The 16,157-nt window shown below is 63.3% G+C and carries 17 protein-coding genes; 6 read left to right on the forward strand and 11 right to left on the reverse strand.

All coding sequences use genetic code 11. The annotated features are described in order from the left end of the window. Positions 1-496: 496 nt before the first annotated feature. From MESCI2_RS0110360 to MESCI2_RS0110385, 6 genes are all read right to left on the reverse strand, one after another. Positions 497-1,225 carry an ABC transporter ATP-binding protein gene (locus MESCI2_RS0110360; protein ID WP_027036526.1) on the reverse strand — a complete coding sequence of 243 codons (729 nt, stop codon included), beginning with the start codon at positions 1,223-1,225 and terminating at the stop codon, positions 497-499. Then, a complete protein-coding gene (locus MESCI2_RS0110365; protein WP_027036527.1) occupies positions 1,225-1,989 on the reverse strand; it encodes an ABC transporter ATP-binding protein in 765 nt (254 codons plus the stop codon). Before MESCI2_RS0110365 ends, MESCI2_RS0110360 begins: the two co-directional genes overlap by 1 nt. Positions 1,990-1,991: 2 nt before the next feature. Next, complete coding sequence (locus MESCI2_RS0110370; RefSeq protein WP_245270299.1) at positions 1,992-2,951, reverse strand: branched-chain amino acid ABC transporter permease; 960 nt, start codon at positions 2,949-2,951, stop codon at positions 1,992-1,994. Then, complete coding sequence (locus MESCI2_RS0110375) at positions 2,951-3,862, reverse strand: branched-chain amino acid ABC transporter permease (RefSeq protein WP_027036529.1); 912 nt, start codon at positions 3,860-3,862, stop codon at positions 2,951-2,953. Before MESCI2_RS0110375 ends, MESCI2_RS0110370 begins: the two co-directional genes overlap by 1 nt. A 118-nt stretch (positions 3,863-3,980) precedes the next feature. Beyond that, positions 3,981-5,087 (reverse strand): branched-chain amino acid ABC transporter substrate-binding protein, encoded by a 1,107-nt coding sequence (locus MESCI2_RS0110380; protein ID WP_245270300.1) that lies wholly within the window; start codon positions 5,085-5,087, stop codon positions 3,981-3,983. A gap of 147 nt (positions 5,088-5,234) precedes the next feature. After that, entirely contained in the window at positions 5,235-5,870 is a 636-nt protein-coding gene (locus MESCI2_RS0110385; protein WP_027036531.1) for an RraA family protein, read from the reverse strand. A 237-nt stretch (positions 5,871-6,107) separates the two neighbouring features. Between MESCI2_RS0110385 and MESCI2_RS0110390 the strand changes: the two genes are divergently transcribed. From MESCI2_RS0110390 to MESCI2_RS0110415, 6 genes are read left to right on the forward strand one after another with little or no spacing between them, the layout of a single operon-like run. Next, entirely contained in the window at positions 6,108-6,884 is a 777-nt protein-coding gene (locus MESCI2_RS0110390) for an SDR family NAD(P)-dependent oxidoreductase (RefSeq protein ID WP_027036532.1), read from the forward strand. A gap of 6 nt (positions 6,885-6,890) precedes the next feature. Beyond that, a complete protein-coding gene (pxpB, locus tag MESCI2_RS0110395; protein ID WP_027036533.1) occupies positions 6,891-7,553 on the forward strand; it encodes a 5-oxoprolinase subunit PxpB in 663 nt (220 codons plus the stop codon). Next, complete coding sequence (locus MESCI2_RS0110400) at positions 7,550-8,530, forward strand: biotin-dependent carboxyltransferase family protein (RefSeq protein ID WP_027036534.1); 981 nt, start codon at positions 7,550-7,552, stop codon at positions 8,528-8,530. Before pxpB ends, MESCI2_RS0110400 begins: the two co-directional genes overlap by 4 nt. Then, positions 8,527-9,690, forward strand: coding sequence for an epoxide hydrolase family protein (locus tag MESCI2_RS0110405; protein ID WP_027036535.1), 1,164 nt, complete (start codon positions 8,527-8,529; stop codon positions 9,688-9,690). The genes MESCI2_RS0110400 and MESCI2_RS0110405 overlap by 4 nt, the downstream gene beginning before the upstream one ends. A 38-nt stretch (positions 9,691-9,728) precedes the next feature. Then, positions 9,729-10,760 (forward strand): Ldh family oxidoreductase, encoded by a 1,032-nt coding sequence (locus MESCI2_RS0110410; protein ID WP_027036536.1) that lies wholly within the window; start codon positions 9,729-9,731, stop codon positions 10,758-10,760. Positions 10,761-10,802: 42 nt separating this feature from the next. Further along, positions 10,803-11,828, forward strand: coding sequence for a proline racemase family protein (locus MESCI2_RS0110415; protein ID WP_027036537.1), 1,026 nt, complete (start codon positions 10,803-10,805; stop codon positions 11,826-11,828). A 17-nt stretch (positions 11,829-11,845) separates the two neighbouring features. Here MESCI2_RS0110415 and MESCI2_RS0110420 read toward each other — a convergent pair whose 3' ends face one another. The 5 genes from MESCI2_RS0110420 to MESCI2_RS0110440 are packed head-to-tail and all read right to left on the reverse strand — an operon-like array spanning position 11,846 to position 16,084. Beyond that, positions 11,846-12,619 (reverse strand): LamB/YcsF family protein, encoded by a 774-nt coding sequence (locus MESCI2_RS0110420; RefSeq protein ID WP_027036538.1) that lies wholly within the window; start codon positions 12,617-12,619, stop codon positions 11,846-11,848. 38 nt (positions 12,620-12,657) lie between these two features. Further along, the gene (locus tag MESCI2_RS0110425; RefSeq protein ID WP_027036539.1) at positions 12,658-13,050 is read right to left on the reverse strand and encodes an acetyl-CoA carboxylase biotin carboxyl carrier protein; all 393 of its coding nucleotides are present in this window, start codon (positions 13,048-13,050) and stop codon (positions 12,658-12,660) included. Continuing rightward, a complete protein-coding gene (gene accC / locus MESCI2_RS0110430; RefSeq protein ID WP_027036540.1) occupies positions 13,040-14,413 on the reverse strand; it encodes an acetyl-CoA carboxylase biotin carboxylase subunit in 1,374 nt (457 codons plus the stop codon). Before accC ends, MESCI2_RS0110425 begins: the two co-directional genes overlap by 11 nt. Positions 14,414-14,418: 5 nt before the next feature. Continuing rightward, positions 14,419-14,874 carry an acetyl-CoA carboxylase biotin carboxyl carrier protein gene (locus MESCI2_RS0110435; protein ID WP_027036541.1) on the reverse strand — a complete coding sequence of 152 codons (456 nt, stop codon included), beginning with the start codon at positions 14,872-14,874 and terminating at the stop codon, positions 14,419-14,421. A gap of 7 nt (positions 14,875-14,881) precedes the next feature. Continuing rightward, complete coding sequence (locus MESCI2_RS0110440; protein WP_027036542.1) at positions 14,882-16,084, reverse strand: pyridoxal phosphate-dependent aminotransferase; 1,203 nt, start codon at positions 16,082-16,084, stop codon at positions 14,882-14,884. Positions 16,085-16,157: the final 73 nt, after the last annotated feature.

Consider the following 16,157-nt stretch of genomic DNA (forward strand, 5'->3'; position numbering starts at 1 on the left):
GAACGCCGGGAAGCCCAGAGAATCAACGGGTTTCTTGTATATTAGCGGACGATGGCGAACGCAGGTTTAGAAGACACTTCCTCCGCCACTGACGCCCCTGCAGCCAGTCAGATGCGCCTGCCCCCAAGATCGACGTGGGCGTTACCAGTTCATGTTCAAGGTCGCGCACTTTTGCCACGTCCAGGCTGGCGCAGACCACGCTCTGTGAACCACAACTATGGTGCTCTTCCCTGCCCATTTCGTTGGCAGACACATCCTGCGGCGCTTGAAACAACCGGTTCTGTTGCCTGATTAGACCGCTTCCCGATCGTCCAGGCAGCCTGTCGCAGTGCCGGTGTTCCCTCGGCAGGTCACGCAATTACCCCTTTGGGACGGCGTATCCGAGTTCGATATGCTTCGCCTCGTTGTGGCTGATCCCACTCCTGCAAGGCGGACAAATCATGGACTGGAGCGGCGGCATCATTTGTAAAAATCCGGGCGTTGGCAGATTTGCGAGCTAAGCAGCGACGCCACCTAAATAGGCGCTGATAACCGCTTCATTGCTCGCGAGATCGCTGCCTGGTCCCTCAAGAACAACGCGTCCGGCCTTGAGAACGTAGCCGTAGTCGGCGAATTTCAAGGCGACTTTGCTGTTCTGCTCCACGAGCAGAATGGTCACGCCTTCACGATTGAGGCGCTGCACGATGTTCATGACTTCCTTGATCAGTTGGGGCGCCAGACCCATGGAAGGCTCATCGAGCAACAGCACCTTGGGCGCGGCCATGAGGGCCCTGCCGATCGCCAGCATCTGCTGCTCACCGCCCGAGAGGTTCCTTGCATCGCCATTCTGCCGGCGCGCCAGGATGGGAAAGAGCTCGAAAACGTGATCCAGCCGTCGCCGGCGCTCGACGTCGTCGGCAAGCGTAAACGAGCCCAGGTCAAGGTTCTCCCTGATCGTCATGTCGCCGAAAATACGCCTTCCCTCCGGAACGTGGACGAGCCCGCGATGCGGCAGGCGGTGGGCAGGGACCTTGGTTATGTCCTCGCCCAGGAAGCGGACACTTCCGGAGGATGCGGCAACAAGGCCGGACAGCGTGCGTAGCGTGGTGCTCTTGCCCGCACCATTCGCGCCAAGCAGGGCGACGATCTGGCCACGTTTGACCGAAAGGCTGACGCCATGAAGGGCTTCGATGCCGTCATAGCGCGCGACGATGCGGTCCGCGGAAAGAACGATTTCGGCGTCCATCATTCCTCCGTACCGAGATAGGCTTCGATGACCCGGGGGTCTGCTCGCACGGCCTCCGGCGGCCCGTCGGCGATCTTCTGACCGTAGTCGAACACCACGATCTTCTCCGACACTTGCATGACCAGGCCCATGTCGTGCTCGATCAGCAGGACCGTGACACCGGTTTCATCACGGATGCGGCGGATCAGGTCAACAAGGTCCAGCTTCTCGCGCTCGTTCAGGCCGGCGGCAGGCTCGTCCAGCAGGATGAGCTCGGGCGCCGACGCCAGGGCTCTTGCGAGTTCGAGCCGCCGTTGATCGCCATAGGAAAGACCGCCGGCACGGCGATGCGCATGCTGCTCGATGCCGACAAAATCGAGCCAGCGCATGCCAGCCGTGCGGATCGTCTCCTCCTCGCGTCGCTGTGCCGGCAAGTGCAGGATCGCCGACATGATGCCGTGGCGGCTGCGGCAATGCTGGCCGGACATGGCGTTTTCCAGAACGGTCATTTCCTTGAACAGCCTTATGTTCTGAAACGTGCGGGCGAGCCCGAGCGCGGTGATGCGATGCGGCGGCAAACCGGTGATTGGCCGGCCGCCCAGGCTGATCGAGCCGCCCTTCGGCTTGTAGAAGCCGGTCAGGCAATTGAAGAGCGATGTCTTGCCAGCCCCGTTCGGCCCGATAAGGCTGTTGATGGCGCCTTTCTCAACCGAGAACGAAATATCGTGAAGGACTTTCAGTCCTCCGAAACTGAGGCGCAGATCGCGGACTTCCAGCAAGGCCATGTTCAAACTCGCTTGTCCGGCCACAGCCCGTTCGGCCTGAAGAGCATGATTGCCAGCAGCGCAACCGCGGTCACCAATGGACGATAGGTGCCCGCGCCGCGCAGCACCTCCGGAAGCAGGGCCACGAGAACAGCACCAAGGACGACGCCGGGAATGCGGCCCATGCCGCCCAGGACGACACCGAGAAGGATGAGCAGCGATTGGTTGAAGGTGAAACTCTCCGGCGAAATGGCCGTCATCTTGGCGGCGTAGAGGCATCCGGCCACGGAAGCGATCACAGCGCCCATCATATAGGCTTGCAGCTTGGCAGTGACACGGTTGATGCCGATACCGGCGGCGGCGTCCTCGTCATAGCGAACATAAAACCAGGCTCGTCCCATTCGCGATCGCTCGACGCTCAGGCAGACGAAGGCGGTGAGCAGCGCCAGCACTAGGAACGCATAGTAGAAGTGCTGCACCTGCATCAGCTTGAAGCCGAAGATCTCCGGCCGCTCGATGCCGATAAGGCCGCTGGCGCCACCGGTAATGTCGAGGTTGCGGGCGATGATGCGCACGATCTCGCCGAAGCCCAGCGTCACGATCGCCAGATAGTCGCTGCGCAGCCTCAGCGTCGGAGCCCCTATGATGATGCCGGCCACGCAGGCAGCCACCATGGCGACCGGGATGGTGAGCCAGAAATTGAAACCGAATTCCGCGGTCAGGATGCCTGATGTGTAAGCGCCCACCGCGAAGAAGGCGGCGTAGCCGAGGTCGAGCAGGCCCGCATAGCCGACAACAATGTTGAGGCCGAGGCACAGAACGACATAGAGCAGCGCCGTGGTTGCCACCTCCGTCACATAGGCGTTGGCGAATTGCGGCAACACCAGCGCGACGGCGAGCGCCGCCAGGCCGGGCAGCACGACGGACCAGCGCATCAATTGCGGTTGCACGGCGGTCGGCATGGTTCTGACTTCGTCGATCATCACACCCGCTCCACGACAGAGCGGCCAAGAAGGCCGGTCGGCTTGAACACAAGGAACAGGATCAGGGTCCCGAACACGAAGACATCACGCCACTCCGATCCGACGAAGGGCAAGGACGAGCCGAAAGCCTCGAGCAGGCCGAGTAGCAATCCGCCGAGCATGGCGCCCGGCACGCTGCCGATCCCGCCTATGACAGCGGCGGTGAAGGCCTTGAGCCCCATGATGAAGCCCATGAAGAAATGGACACTGCCATAATAGGCGCCGGCCATGACCCCGCCGCCGGCGGCGAGCGCCGAACCCATGAAGAAGGTCAGTGCGATCACCCGGTCGACATCGATGCCCATCAGCCGGCTTGCCCCCATATCGATGGACACGGCGCGCATCGCCTTGCCGTACATGGTGCGAGAGACAAAGGCCTGCATGCCTGCCATAAGAGCAATGGAGGCGGCCACCAGAACCATCTGCGTGTAGGTGATATGAACGGTGGAAATATCCACGCCGGCAAAACCGAGGTCCGTGTTGAAGGCATAATGCCGCCCGCCTGTCAGGGCGAGTGCCGTGCCGTTCAACACCATCGAGGCACCGAGCGCCGTGATGAGGATCGAGAGGCGCGGCGCATTGCGCATCGGCCGATAGGCGAAGCGTTCGATGATGACGCCGAGCAGGCCGACAGCCAGCATCGACACAAGCAGGGCGCAGACCACGCCCAGCCAGCCATTGCCGACCCATAGGCCGACGAAGGAAAACACGATGAGGCCGACGAAGGCGCCGTTCATGTAGATGTCGCCATGGGCGAAATTCAGGAGCTTGATGACGCCGAAGACCATGCTGTAGCCAAGCGCGATCAGGGCATAGAACGAGCCGACGATAAGACCGTTCACCAGTTGCTGAATAAGCAGGTCGAGCGTCATTGATGCTCCAGGGCAGAATTGAAAAAGTCTTGGCTGGGCGCAGCGTCAGCGCGCCAGACAATCGGCGGTGACGCCGAGGCCGCCACAAGGCCTGCCTCGGCGTCAATCCTGTTAGCCTTTATTCGGCTACCCACTTGCCGCCCTTGGCGATCACCGGGCGGAAGTTCGAGGTCTGGAGCGTGTTCTTGTCGGTGAACTTGATTTCACCGGCAAGGCCCTTGAAGTCGCTCGCCTTGAGCGCCTCGATGATTGCCTTCTGATCCGCCGACTTGGCCCGCGTGATCGCATCGGCGATCAGGCCGCCCACATCATGGGAGAGCGCCGCATAGGCGCCGGCGTCGCGGCCATAGGTTTCCTTGTACTTGGCCTTGAAGTCGGCGGCGCCGGACAAGAGGTCGACGGTGGGCGGAGACAACAGATACACGCCCTCACCGGCCGAACCGGCGATCTCCAGATATTCCGGCGAATTGTTGCCGTCGCCCAGCACAATGCCGCCCTGGAACCCGGCCTGCCGAAGCTGCTTGGTGAGCAGAGCGCCACCGGCATGGTAGGCGGTCCAGAAGACAGCATCGGCGCCGCTCGACTTGATCTTGGTGACGACCGCCGAATAGTCCTGCTCGCCGGCGGTGGTGGTCTCCTTGGCGGCAATTTCGCCGCCAGCGCTCTTGAAAGCTTCGGCGGTCAGCTTGGCCAGGTCGGACGAATAGGCATCGCCTTCGTCCACGACCGCGATCTTCTTGTAGCCGTTCTTCTTGAAGAGTTCGACGGCTGTCGTCGCCTGCATGTCGCCGGTCGAATTGGCGAGGAAGGCATTGCCCTGATTGGCGGCGACCAGCTTGGTCGAGTTCGCTCCGATGATGACGAACGGAATGCCGGCGTCACCATAGATCTTCAATGTCGGCAAGACGGCGCCCGAGCAGTAGCCGCCGACGATGGCGGTCACGCCTTCCGAGACAAGCTTGCTGCCTGCGGTCACCGCCTGTTGCGGATCGCAGGCGTCGTCGGCGGTGGTGGTGGTGATCTTGTCGCCGTTGACGCCGCCCTTGGCGTTGACGGCATCGATCGCCATCTTCACGGCGTTCTCCATATCCTGCCCTTCACTGGCCAGTTGGCCAGTCATGGGGGCCACGATGCCGATCTTGATGTCGGCAGCCGCGGCCATCGTGGTCAGAGCCAGCCCGGCAAGGGCGGTGGCGCAAGCTAGCCTCTTGAAGGAAACAACCATCAATTCTCTCCATTTCCCCTGTTGGTGCATCCAGGCGGTGCGCCCGAAATGCATTGTTTCGCCCCTCGGTTAGCTGCGGAGCGGTTATGTTGAGCAAGATCGCCAGCCGGCCAAGCGGTTGTCACCGGCAAGGACTGACCCGGCAGATCAGTGACTGCCGCTTGAAGCCCGGGCATAGGCTCCCTGATAACGGTTCTCCTGGATGCTCTGCATGATCTCGGCCTCACGGGCTTCCTGCGCCCGGACGGCGGCCAGCAAGGCCGCAGCACCGTCGATTGGAAATGCCACGACGCCATCCTCGTCGCCGACGACGATGTCGCCTGGACCGACGACCATGCCGCCTATGCAGACGGGAACATTGATGGCTCCCGGACCATCCTTGTAGGGTCCGAGATGGATGGCCGACCGCGCGAAGCATGGAAACGGACTGCGGCCGATGGCACCGGCATCGCGAATGGCGCCGTCGATGACAATGCCAGCGGCGCCGCGCGACGCCGCGACACTTGTCATGATCTCGCCGACCAGCGCGCGTCCTTCATACCCGCCGCCATCGACGACGATGACGTCGCCGGGCTGCAACAGATCGAGCGCACGATGGATGAACTGGTTGTCGCCGGGGCGGGTCCTGACCGTCAGCGCCCTCCCCGCCATGACGCCGCCCACCCGGTGAAATGGCCGCAACCCGACAGCCCCCGGGACACGGGCGAGATTGTCGCTGATCAACGGCGTCGCCAGAGCGCGGAACGCGTCGATCAGTTCGCTTTCCTGTGATCCATCCGCCATCGTCTGCACTCCCCGTCGTCGGCACCTTTATGAATATAGTATCCAATCACAATTAATTCAGCGGAGTCAACCGGCTTGCGCGGGTTGGCAGAAAAAAGCCAAAGCAGTCCATAAACGCCGCCTCTTGGGCAAACATGACCGCAAAGCCCACCCGTCCGGGCTTGCAATGTCGGCAAAGTTCAAGATAGATTGGATAACATATCCATAAATGCCATGATTGCAAAAAGGGAATTGGCTGTGAAGCACGCAGGAAAAGTCGTGATCGTCACCGGGGCGGCACAAGGGCTGGGCCTTGCCTGCGCCGAGCGCTTTCATGCCGATGGCGCCAAGGTGGTGCTTGTCGACGTGCAGGCCGATCGCGGGCGCGAGCATGCCGAACGCCTTGGCGAGCGCGCCGTCTGGCTATCCGCCGACCTTTCCGAAATCAACAGGGACATGGCCGACGGCATCATTGCCAAGGCCATGCAAAGCTTCGGCGGTGTCGACGTCCTCATCAACAATGCCGGCATCATCCATCTGGACGATTTCGTCGACTTCCCCGAGGAAGCCTTCGACCTGGTTCAGCGCGTCAATCTCAAGGCGCCCTTCCTACTCGGACAGGCCGCGGCAAGGGCCATGATCGCGCAGGGACGCGGCGGCTCGATTATCAACATGTCGTCGATCAATGCCATTCTGGCCATTCCCAATTCGGTCGCCTATGCCGTTTCCAAGGGTGGAATCAAGCAATTGACGGCGGTGATGGCCGTCGGATTGATCCCGCATAATATCCGCGTCAACGCCATCGGCCCCGGCACCATCCTGACCGACATGGTCAAGAGTTCGGTCATGGCCAACGAAGCGCAGCGCCAGACCATCCTGTCGCGCACGCCGAGCGGCCGCTGTGGCGAACCTTCGGAGATCGCCAGCGTCGCATCCTTCCTGGCCAGCGACGACGCTTCCTACATCGTCGGCCAGACCATCTATCCCGATGGCGGTCGCCTGATCCTGAACTATACGGTGCCGGTGAAGGACTGACCGCCCATGGTTGTCGGCACCCCCCACATCAGCCTTGCGGGATCGGGCGCGCTGCTGCTCGATGGCGCGCAGGGCGCCTTTAATGATACCACCCAGGAACTGGTCTGGGCGGTAGCGAACGCCGCGTTGACCCTCGAAGGGGTGTGCGAGGCCGTTCCCGGCATGAACAACCTGCTCATAGTATTCGACCCGCTCGCCACGGATGCACCAAGCCTCAGCGAGCAGCTGAAGTCACTATGGGCCAGCACAGACGCCCACGCGGTTGCCGGCACGCATCATACCATTCCCGTTCACTATGGCGGCGCGCGTGGCGAGGATCTCGCCGGCTGGGCCACGCATTGCGGCCTGTCTGTCGACGAGACCGTCAGGCACCACGCGGCGGCCACCTATACCGTCGCCGCCATCGGCGCCATGCCGGGCTTTCCCTATCTGTCCGGTCTCGACCCGCGGCTTGCCTGGGCAAGGCGCAGCACGCCTCGCCTCAAAGTCACTGAGGGCGCCGTCATCATTGCTGGCGCGCAGGCGGGTATCATGCCGATGACTGCGCCGTCCGGCTGGCACATCATCGGCCATACCGACGTGAAGCTGTTCAAGGCCGAAGCGGAATTGCCCGTGCTGCTCAGGCCCGGAGACAAAATCCGATTCGCAATCGCAGGGATCGAGGCATGATCGAGATCCTCACCACCGGCCTGCCGAACACGGTCCAGGATCTCGGCCGGCCTGGTCATCTGGCGCTGGGGGTCAGCCATGGCGGCGCCATGGACAGGCAGGCGCTGGCGATCGCCAATCTCATGCTGGGCAATGACCCCTCGGCTGCCGGGATCGAGGTCGCGCTTCATCCGTTCCGGCTGCGCGCGCACATCGACACCGCCGTCGCCGTCACCGGCGCGGAATGCGCCGTCAGCGTCGGCGATCGGCCCTGCCCGCCCTGGTGGGCCATGACGATCCGCGCCGGCGAGACCCTAGTCCTCGAAGCACCGCGGGTCGGTGCGCGTTCCTATATCGCCTTTGCCGGCGGGCTCGATCTGCCTTCCGTCATGGGGTCGCGCGCGACGGATGTGAAAGGTGGTTTCGGCGGGTTTGCTGGACGCGGCCTGTCGCGCGGCGACCGGCTTGCGCTCAACCCTGCGCAATGCCGGCTTCCCGCGGGCGGCATCGGCGCAGCGCTGGAGGAGCGACGGGGCGCGGCGGACGGCGCGGCCTCGGCAATCGAATTGCGGGTTCTGCCGGCCGCCGAGTTCGACGCCTTCACGCCGGAGGCCCAGGCGGCTTTCACCGGCAGCGAATGGAGCATCACCAACGACGCCAACCGCATGGGATACCGCCTTTCCGGGGAGACGCTTTCCCTCCTCTCGCCGCTGGAATTGCTGTCCCACGGGATCGTACCGGGCACCGTCCAGGTGCCGCCGTCCGGCCAGCCGATCATCCAGCTGGCCGATGCCAACACCTGCGGCGGCTATCCGAAGATCGCTACGGTGATCGAAGCCGACCTCTGGCGGCTGGCGCAAGCGCCGGTCGGCGCGCGCCTGCGGTTCTCGCCGGTCTCGATAGAAGCGTCGACGGCAGCGCTTCGCGCGAACCGGCAGCAACGTCGCGACTTTATCGCCGCCCGAAACCTCATGGCCGGCGAGCAGAGGGCTCCATGAAAATTCGTCCCTTCACCATCGAGATTGCCCAGTCTGAAATCGACGATTTGAAGAAGCGCATCTCGACCTGGCGCGAGCCGGACCAGTTGCAGGCAATAGGCTGGGCGCAGGGAACGGAATACGAGGAACTGAGCCGGCTTATGCAGCACTGGCGTACCGGCTTCGACTGGCGCAAGCATGAAGCCGCCTGGAACATCCATCCGCACTACCAGACGGATATCGGCGGCCAAACCATCCATTTCATCCATGCGCGCGCCGCTGTGGCGACCAACAGAACGGTCATACTCACCCATGGCTGGCCAGGCAGCGTCTTCGAATTTCATGAACTGATCCCGCTTCTGACAGACCCGCTTTCGCATGGCGGAAGGCAGGAAGATGCCTTCAACGTCGTGGCCCCGTCGATTCCCGGCTATGGCTTTTCGAGCCGGCCGACCAGGCCTGGTCTCAACCTGTTCACCGTCGCCGATCTTTGGGCCGAGTTGATGAGCCGTCTCGGCTACAAGCGATATCTCGCTCAGGGAGGCGATCTCGGCGCCAGCGTGTCGACCTGCCTGGCGCACGCGCATCCAGACAGTCTCGCCGGCGTGCATCTGAATTTCATCCCCGGCTCATTCTCACCGCCTCACGATGCAAGCCCGGATGGCGATTTGACTTTGGAAGAGCGCATCTTCCTGGAACGGAAAGCCGGATGGGCGGATCTTCATGGCGCCTATGCCCATATTCAAGCGACGCGTCCGCAAACGCTTGCCTACGGGCTGACGGATTCGCCGGTCGGACTGGCGGCGTGGATGATCGAAAAATTCCGCGACTGGAGCGATTGCGATGGCGATCTGGCCAACGCCGCTTTTTCGCGCGACGACATGCTCGCCAACATCTCGCTCTACTGGTTCACCCGGACCGTCGCTTCGTCGATGCGGCTCTATTGGGAAACGCGCGCCCGTCCGCTTGCATTCGCGCCCGGCACGGCGATCAACGTCCCGCTTGCAGTGGCTTTGTTTCCCAAGGAATTGCCGATGCCGCCAAGGAGTTGGGTCGAGCGCGTCTTCAAGGACATCCGCCAGTGGACAGCGATGCCGCGCGGTGGTCATTTCGCAGCCCTCGAGCAGCCCGCTTTGCTTGCACAGGATCTAAGAGCCTTTGCCGGTGGTCTGGATTTTTAAAGGCAGCGTTTGCGCGCAGCCAAGCCCGAAGGCCAGAAATGACCAACACCACGATCACCACCGATGCCCTGCATGAGCGCGTCGATGCAATTTTCCGCAAGGCCGGACTGAACCCCATTCAGGCCAGCGCCATCACAAGGGTCATCGTCGCGGCGGAACGCGATGCCTGCAAGTCACATGGCATCTACCGGATCGAAGGCGCCCTGCGGACGATCAAGGCCGGAAAGGTGAGCCCATACGCGGTGCCCGAGTTATTGCCGCAAGACGCACCGGCCATCGTCAAAGTGGATGCGAAGCACGGCTTCGCCAACCCGGCCTTCGAACTTGGTCTGCCTGTCCTGGTCGAGCGGGCACGCTCGTGCGGCATTGCCGCGCTCGCGATCAACGATGCGGTGCATTTTTCCGCCCTTTGGGTGGAGGTCGAAGCCTTGACCCAGGCAGGCCTTGCCGGCTTGGCCATGTGCCCGAGCTATGCCACCGTCGCTCCGACCGGTGGCAACGGACCGTTGCTGGGCACCAATCCTTTTGCCTTTGGCTGGCCGCGAGAAGAGCAGCCTCCCTACGTTTTCGACTTCGCGACCTCGGTTGCCGCGCGCGGCGAGATCGAGCTCTACCGCCGGGCCGACAAGAAGCTGCCGGAAGGCTGGGCCATGGATTCGGACGGCAGGCCAACGACCGACCCCGAAGCTGCCCTGGCGGGCGCCATGCTTCCCTTCGGCGGGCACAAGGGCTCCGCCATCGCGACGATGATCGAGCTGCTCGCCGGGATCATGATCGGCGACCTGACCAGCCCCGAGGCGCTCAATGTGCTCGGCACCACGACGCTCTATCCATCGCATGGAGAGTTGGTCATCGCTTTCTCCCCGAAAGCCTTCGCCGCCGGCCGGCCCGGCAATCCGCTGGGCCGTGCTGAAGCGCTGTTCGAGGGGATCCTTGGCCAGGGCGCGCGCCTACCCTCGCAAAGGCGGTTCCTAGCCCGCGAGACGTCGGAGCGCGACGGTATCGTTCTCTCACACCAGGAAATGGAACAACTCGATCGTTTTCTCGAACGGGGGCTCGACGCGGTCTGAATCGGTATCGCCAAGGCCAAGACCAAATACAGGAGGAAAAAAATGCGCTGGACGAAAACATTCACGGTCGTCGGCTGCCATGCCGAAGGCGAAGTCGGCAATGTGATCACGGGAGGCGTCAAGGATGTTCCGGGCAAGACCATGTTCGAAAAGAAGGAGTATCTCGAAGAGCATATGGACGACATTCGTGGGCTGCTCTTATTCGAGCCGCGCGGTGCGCCCTACGTCAACGGCAACATCATCCTGCCGCCTTGCGATCCCTCGGCGGATCTCGGCTACGTCATAATTGAAAGCACGGAATACCCGCCCATGTCGGGCTCCAACACCATCTGCGTCGCCACCGTGGCGCTGGAAACGGGCATGGTGCCGATGAAGGAGCCTGAGACATTGCTGCGCATGGAAGCGCCGGCCGGCATGATCGAGGTGCGCTGCCTCTGCGAGAACGGCAAGGTGAAGCAGGTGGAGTTCACCAATGTGCCGGCTTTCGCGTTCCACCTCGACATACCTGTCGAAGTCGAGGGGCTCGGCACGATCACCGTCGACACCTCCTATGGCGGCATGACTTTCGCCCATGTGAACGCCCGGGCACTGGGCTTTTCCATAACACCCGACGAGGCCCACCAGATGTCGCTGATGGGTCAACGCATCAAGAAGGCGGTCAACGAGCAGCTCAATGTCGTGCATCCGGAGAACCCGAAGATCCGCGACGTGTCCAACGTGATTTTCGAAGGTCCTATCGAGCGCATCGACGGGCGCGTGGATAGCATCAACGGTACGGTGTGCCTGCATGGCAGGCTCGATCGCTCGCCGACCGGCACCGGCACCACCGGGCGGCTTGCGGTGATGTCGGCAAAGGGGCAGATCGCCAAGGGCGAGCTGTTCCGCAACAGGTCGATCATCGGGACCCATTTCGATTCCCGCGTGATCGCCAATGCGCGTGTTGGCGATCGCGACGCTGTCGTGGTCACCATCGCCGGACAGGCCTGGATTACCAGCATCGGCCAATATGGTCTCGACCCGACAGATCCCTATCCGCGCGGACATCGCCTCAGCGATGTCTGGTTCTGAAACGGACCCGACCGTGCTCAGGCCGCGAACGCTCTGACCCTGACGCCGCTCGCCTCCAGCCGTCGCCGGACGCGCGCGGCGATGGCGACGGCTGCCGGGGTGTCGCTGTGGACGCAGATCGAATCGATCGGCGTCTGCAGCATCTGTCCGGAAAGCGTCTCGATGGCACCTTGCTTGACCATTCGCACGACCCGTTCGGCCGCCTTCTCGGCGTCGTGGATGACAGCGCCTTCCAGCTTGCGCGAGACAAGAAAGCCTTCCTCCGTATAGGCGCGGTCGGCAAAGATTTCGGATCTGACCGTCAGGCCCGCGTCGCGCGCGATCCTGTCCTGGAAGCCAAACGCTATGGCCAGGCAGATCAGGCCGGGATCGACGGCCTTGACCGCGCGCGTCACGGCTTCGGCGACGCCACGGTCGGTCTGGGTAAGATTGCCTAGCGCGCCATGCGCCTTCACATAGCGGATCGGGTGGCCGGCATAGGCGGAAAGCGCTTGCGCCGCGCCGATCTGGTAGGCGACCAGCCTCTCGATCTCATCCATGGAATGCGGGATGATGCGGCGTCCGAATCCCCACAGATCGGCGAAGCTCGGATGCGCGCCAACGGCAACGCCCTTGTCGCGCGCCATCGAGAACGTGGCCGCCATGATCTCGGGGTCGCCGGCATGAAAGCCGCAGGCCACATTGGCGGAACTGACGATGTCGAGGATCGCCGCATCGTCGCCGAGCCTGTAGGCTCCAAAACCCTCGCCCATGTCGGAATTGATATCGACCTGCAATCCTTGGGCCGCCATGGCGCTTTCCTCAGTGGTTCGAACCATCGCCTTTGCCTTCACGCCAGCTCGTAGAGCGGCGTGCCGTAGCCGACGACCGCTCCGTCCTCGATCAGCGCAGCACCCAGCACGCCGTCTACCGGCGCGAGTACGGCCCTCAGGCATGGGCCGACCTGCAGGACGCCGACCGTCTCGCCCTTGCGAACCACCTGGCCAGGTCCGGCAATCGGCCGACCGGTCGTTGGATGATCTAGACAGAACACACCGACGCCGGGCGCACGCACGCCCTTGAAGACCGTTTCGGCCTTCGGCGCGACTGCAGCCATGGGTGTTTCGGCAACAACCGCCCGCATATGCAGGCGCAACGAAAAGCCGGCCTCCGACACTTCGATCTCGCCGATGCCGGCGCTAGCGCACCAGGCGGCCAGCCTTTCGATCTCTTCAATCGTCATCGCCGCCTCGTCCCTGGAGCAGACCGCCTTCAATGAGACGTTCAAGATGATGGATATCGAAGCCGCCGGCAGCGAAGCCGGGCTCCTCCATCAGGAGGCCATGGAGCGGCGCGTTGGTGGCGATGCCGACAGCCTCCATCTCGCCCAGCGCGCCGCTCATGCGCCGGATCGCCTCGGCCCGCGTCGCGCCATGCGCCAGCAGCTTGGCCACCAGGGAATCGTAGTGCGGCGGCACGATGTAGCCGGAGTAGAGATGCGATTCGACGCGGATTCCCGGGCCGCCGGGCGGCGTCCAGCGCTCGACCCGGCCCGGATGCGGGCGAAAGCTATATGGATCTTCAGCGTTGATGCGGCATTCGATGGCGTGGCCCTGGATGCGGATGTCTTGCTGGCTGAACGACAGGGCTTCGCCCCGGGCGATGCGGATCTGCTCGCGCACGATATCGATGCCGGTGACGAGTTCAGTGACGGGATGCTCCACCTGCACGCGGGTGTTCATCTCGATGAAAGAGAAGCGCCCATCCTCGTAGAGGAATTCGAATGTGCCGGCACCGGTATAGCCGATGGTCAGGCATGCGCGGGCACACAGTTCGCCGATCTCGGCAATCGCCTCGCGGGCGATGCCGGGCGCCGGCGCCTCCTCGATGATCTTCTGGTGGCGGCGCTGCATGGAGCAATCCCGCTCGCCTAACCACACCGCCTTGCCATGCTTGTCCGCCAGAATCTGAATCTCGATATGGCGCGGGTGCTCAAGGAATTTCTCCAGATAGACTTGCGGGTTGCCGAAGGCCCGGTCCGCCTCTTTCGTCGCCATGGAAACGGCTTCCATTAGGGCGCGCTCCTCGCGCACGATGCGCATGCCGCGCCCGCCGCCGCCGCCCGCCGCCTTGACGATGACCGGATAGCCGATGGCCTCGGCAATGGCGCGCACTGCCTGCTCGTCCTGCGGCAGCGCCCCCTCCGAGCCTGCAACGCAGGGAACGCCGGCGGCGATCATCATGCGCTTGGCGGAGACCTTGTCGCCCATGGTGCGGATCGCCGCCGCGGACGGCCCGATGAAGGCAAGGCCGGCGTTTTCGACGGCCTCGGCGAAGGCCGCATTTTCCGAGAGGAACCCATAGCCCGGATGGATCGCGCCCGCGCCGGTAAGTTGCGCGGCGGTGATGATCTCGGCGATGTTGAGATAGCTCTCCGTCGCGGCAGCCGGCCCGATGCAGATCGCCCTGTCCGCCAGCGCGACATGGCGAAGGCTCGCATCAGCATCCGAGTACGCTGCCACCGTTTTCAATCCGAGATCGCGGCAGGCGCGCAGGATGCGCAGCGCGATTTCACCGCGGTTGGCGATAAGGACGGTATCGAACATCGCCCTCAGCCCAAATCTTCGAGAACGAACAGCACGTCGCCGGACTGCACGGCGGCATGGTCGTCGAAAGCGATCTGGACGATCCGCCCGGGGCGATCGGATTCCACGACGTTGAACGTCTTCATGGCTTCGAGGACGCCGACCTTCTGCCCTTCCATGACCGCATCGCCAACCGAAGCGAGCGGCGGTTCGCCTTCGGTGCCGGAACGGTAGAACACGCCGGTGAGCGGCGCGCGGATCGAATGCCGCGCGATGGGCGGAGCTGTCAAAGCCGGATTTGAGGAGACGGCGATGCCGGCGGCTGGCCCCGGCTGCGGCGAAGGCTGCGTCTGCGACGCGGATTGGGCCGGAGCCGCCTGCCTGGACATGCGGATGCGAACGCCGTCGCGCTCGATCTCCAGTTCGGCAATGGGCGAACGCGAGACAAATTCGATCAGCTTCTGGACGAAGTCGAGATCCATCGCCGGCCTATCGCAGCGCTTCGACAGCCTCGGCGATACGCCCGATCGCTTTTTCGATCAGGTCCATCGACGTGGCTATGGAAATGCGGAAGTGCGGCGACAGGCCGTAGGCTGAGCCCTGCACCACCGCGACCCGTGCCTGATCGAGCAGGTAAAGCGAGAAATCGTCGTCGCTGCCGATAGGAGTGCCGTCCGGGCGACGACGGCCGATCAGGGCCGAGCAATTGGGATAGAGATAGAAGGCGCCCTCGGGCGTCTGGCAGGTGAGGCTAGGAATCTTGCGCAGCAGCTCCAGTGCGCGGTCGCGCCGCGCCTGGAATTCGAGTGCCCGCGGACGAAGAAAGTCCTGAGGGCCTTCAAGTGCTGCTATGGTCGCGGCTTGCGAGATGGATGACGGGTTCGACGTGCTTTGGCTCTGCACGGTCGCCATGGCGCGGATCAACTCTTCCGGCCCGCCGGCATAGCCGATCCGCCAGCCGGTCATGGCATAGGCCTTCGACACACCATTGACCGTCAGCGTGCGGCCCTTCAGCCGCGGCTCGACGCCTGCAATGGTATGGAACGCGCGCCCGTCGAACAGGATATGCTCGTAGATGTCATCGGTCAGCACGTGGACATGCGGGTGATCGAGCAACACCTCGGCCAGCCCCGCAAGTTCGTCGCGGCTGTAGACGGCGCCAGTCGGATTGGAGGGCGTGTTGAGCAGCAGCCATTTGGTGCGCCAGGTAATGGCTGCTCGCAGGGCTTGCGGCGTCAATTTGAAGCCCTCTGCCTCCGTGCAGGGAACGACCACCGGCTTGCCTTCGCCGAGCAGGACGATGTCGGTGTAGGAAACCCAATAGGGCGCTGGGACAACCACCTCGTCGCCGGGAGCCAGCGTTGCCAGCAGGGCGTTGTAGATGATCTGCTTGGCGCCGCCCGCAACACTGATTTGCGAAGGCTCATAGTCGAGGCCGTTCTCGCGCCTGAATTTTCCGGCCACCGCCTTCTTCAGCGCGGCGGTGCCGTCGACCGCCGTATAGCGCGTCTCACCCCTGCGCATCGCCTCGTAGGCCGCCTCGACGATGTGCGGTGGCGTTGGAAAATCCGGCTCGCCGGCGCTCAGGCTGATGACGTCGATGCCGGCCGAACGCATTTCGATCGCCCGCGCGGTGACCGCCATGCTGGGGCTCGGCTTGATGACGTCGAGACGGGGAGCGATGAGGCCCACGGGAAATCCTCGGCATGGCTGCCGCGACGTTGCCGGGCAGGTGATATCTGTTACAAATTGGATAATGTATTCT

It is taken from the genome of Mesorhizobium ciceri WSM4083 (assembly GCF_000519305.1).
Lineage (GTDB): Bacteria > Pseudomonadota > Alphaproteobacteria > Rhizobiales > Rhizobiaceae > Mesorhizobium > Mesorhizobium ciceri_B.

Excerpts from the sequence above, each read along its gene's own strand:
- MESCI2_RS0110360 (WP_027036526.1), bottom strand. The coding sequence starts at position 1,225 with ATGGACGCCGAAATCGTTCTTTCCGCGGACCGCATCGTCGCGCGCTAT.
- MESCI2_RS0110365 (WP_027036527.1), bottom strand. The coding sequence starts at position 1,989 with ATGGCCTTGCTGGAAGTCCGCGATCTGCGCCTCAGTTTCGGAGGACTG.
- MESCI2_RS0110370 (WP_245270299.1), bottom strand. The coding sequence starts at position 2,951 with ATGATCGACGAAGTCAGAACCATGCCGACCGCCGTGCAACCGCAATTG.
- MESCI2_RS0110375 (WP_027036529.1), bottom strand. The coding sequence starts at position 3,862 with ATGACGCTCGACCTGCTTATTCAGCAACTGGTGAACGGTCTTATCGTC.
- MESCI2_RS0110380 (WP_245270300.1), bottom strand. The coding sequence starts at position 5,087 with ATGGTTGTTTCCTTCAAGAGGCTAGCTTGCGCCACCGCCCTTGCCGGG.
- MESCI2_RS0110385 (WP_027036531.1), bottom strand. The coding sequence starts at position 5,870 with ATGGCGGATGGATCACAGGAAAGCGAACTGATCGACGCGTTCCGCGCT.
- pxpB (WP_027036533.1), top strand. The coding sequence starts at position 6,891 with ATGGTTGTCGGCACCCCCCACATCAGCCTTGCGGGATCGGGCGCGCTG.
- MESCI2_RS0110400 (WP_027036534.1), top strand. The coding sequence starts at position 7,550 with ATGATCGAGATCCTCACCACCGGCCTGCCGAACACGGTCCAGGATCTC.
- MESCI2_RS0110405 (WP_027036535.1), top strand. The coding sequence starts at position 8,527 with ATGAAAATTCGTCCCTTCACCATCGAGATTGCCCAGTCTGAAATCGAC.
- MESCI2_RS0110410 (WP_027036536.1), top strand. The coding sequence starts at position 9,729 with ATGACCAACACCACGATCACCACCGATGCCCTGCATGAGCGCGTCGAT.
- MESCI2_RS0110415 (WP_027036537.1), top strand. The coding sequence starts at position 10,803 with ATGCGCTGGACGAAAACATTCACGGTCGTCGGCTGCCATGCCGAAGGC.
- MESCI2_RS0110420 (WP_027036538.1), bottom strand. The coding sequence starts at position 12,619 with ATGGCGGCCCAAGGATTGCAGGTCGATATCAATTCCGACATGGGCGAG.
- MESCI2_RS0110425 (WP_027036539.1), bottom strand. The coding sequence starts at position 13,050 with ATGACGATTGAAGAGATCGAAAGGCTGGCCGCCTGGTGCGCTAGCGCC.
- accC (WP_027036540.1), bottom strand. The coding sequence starts at position 14,413 with ATGTTCGATACCGTCCTTATCGCCAACCGCGGTGAAATCGCGCTGCGC.
- MESCI2_RS0110435 (WP_027036541.1), bottom strand. The coding sequence starts at position 14,874 with ATGGATCTCGACTTCGTCCAGAAGCTGATCGAATTTGTCTCGCGTTCG.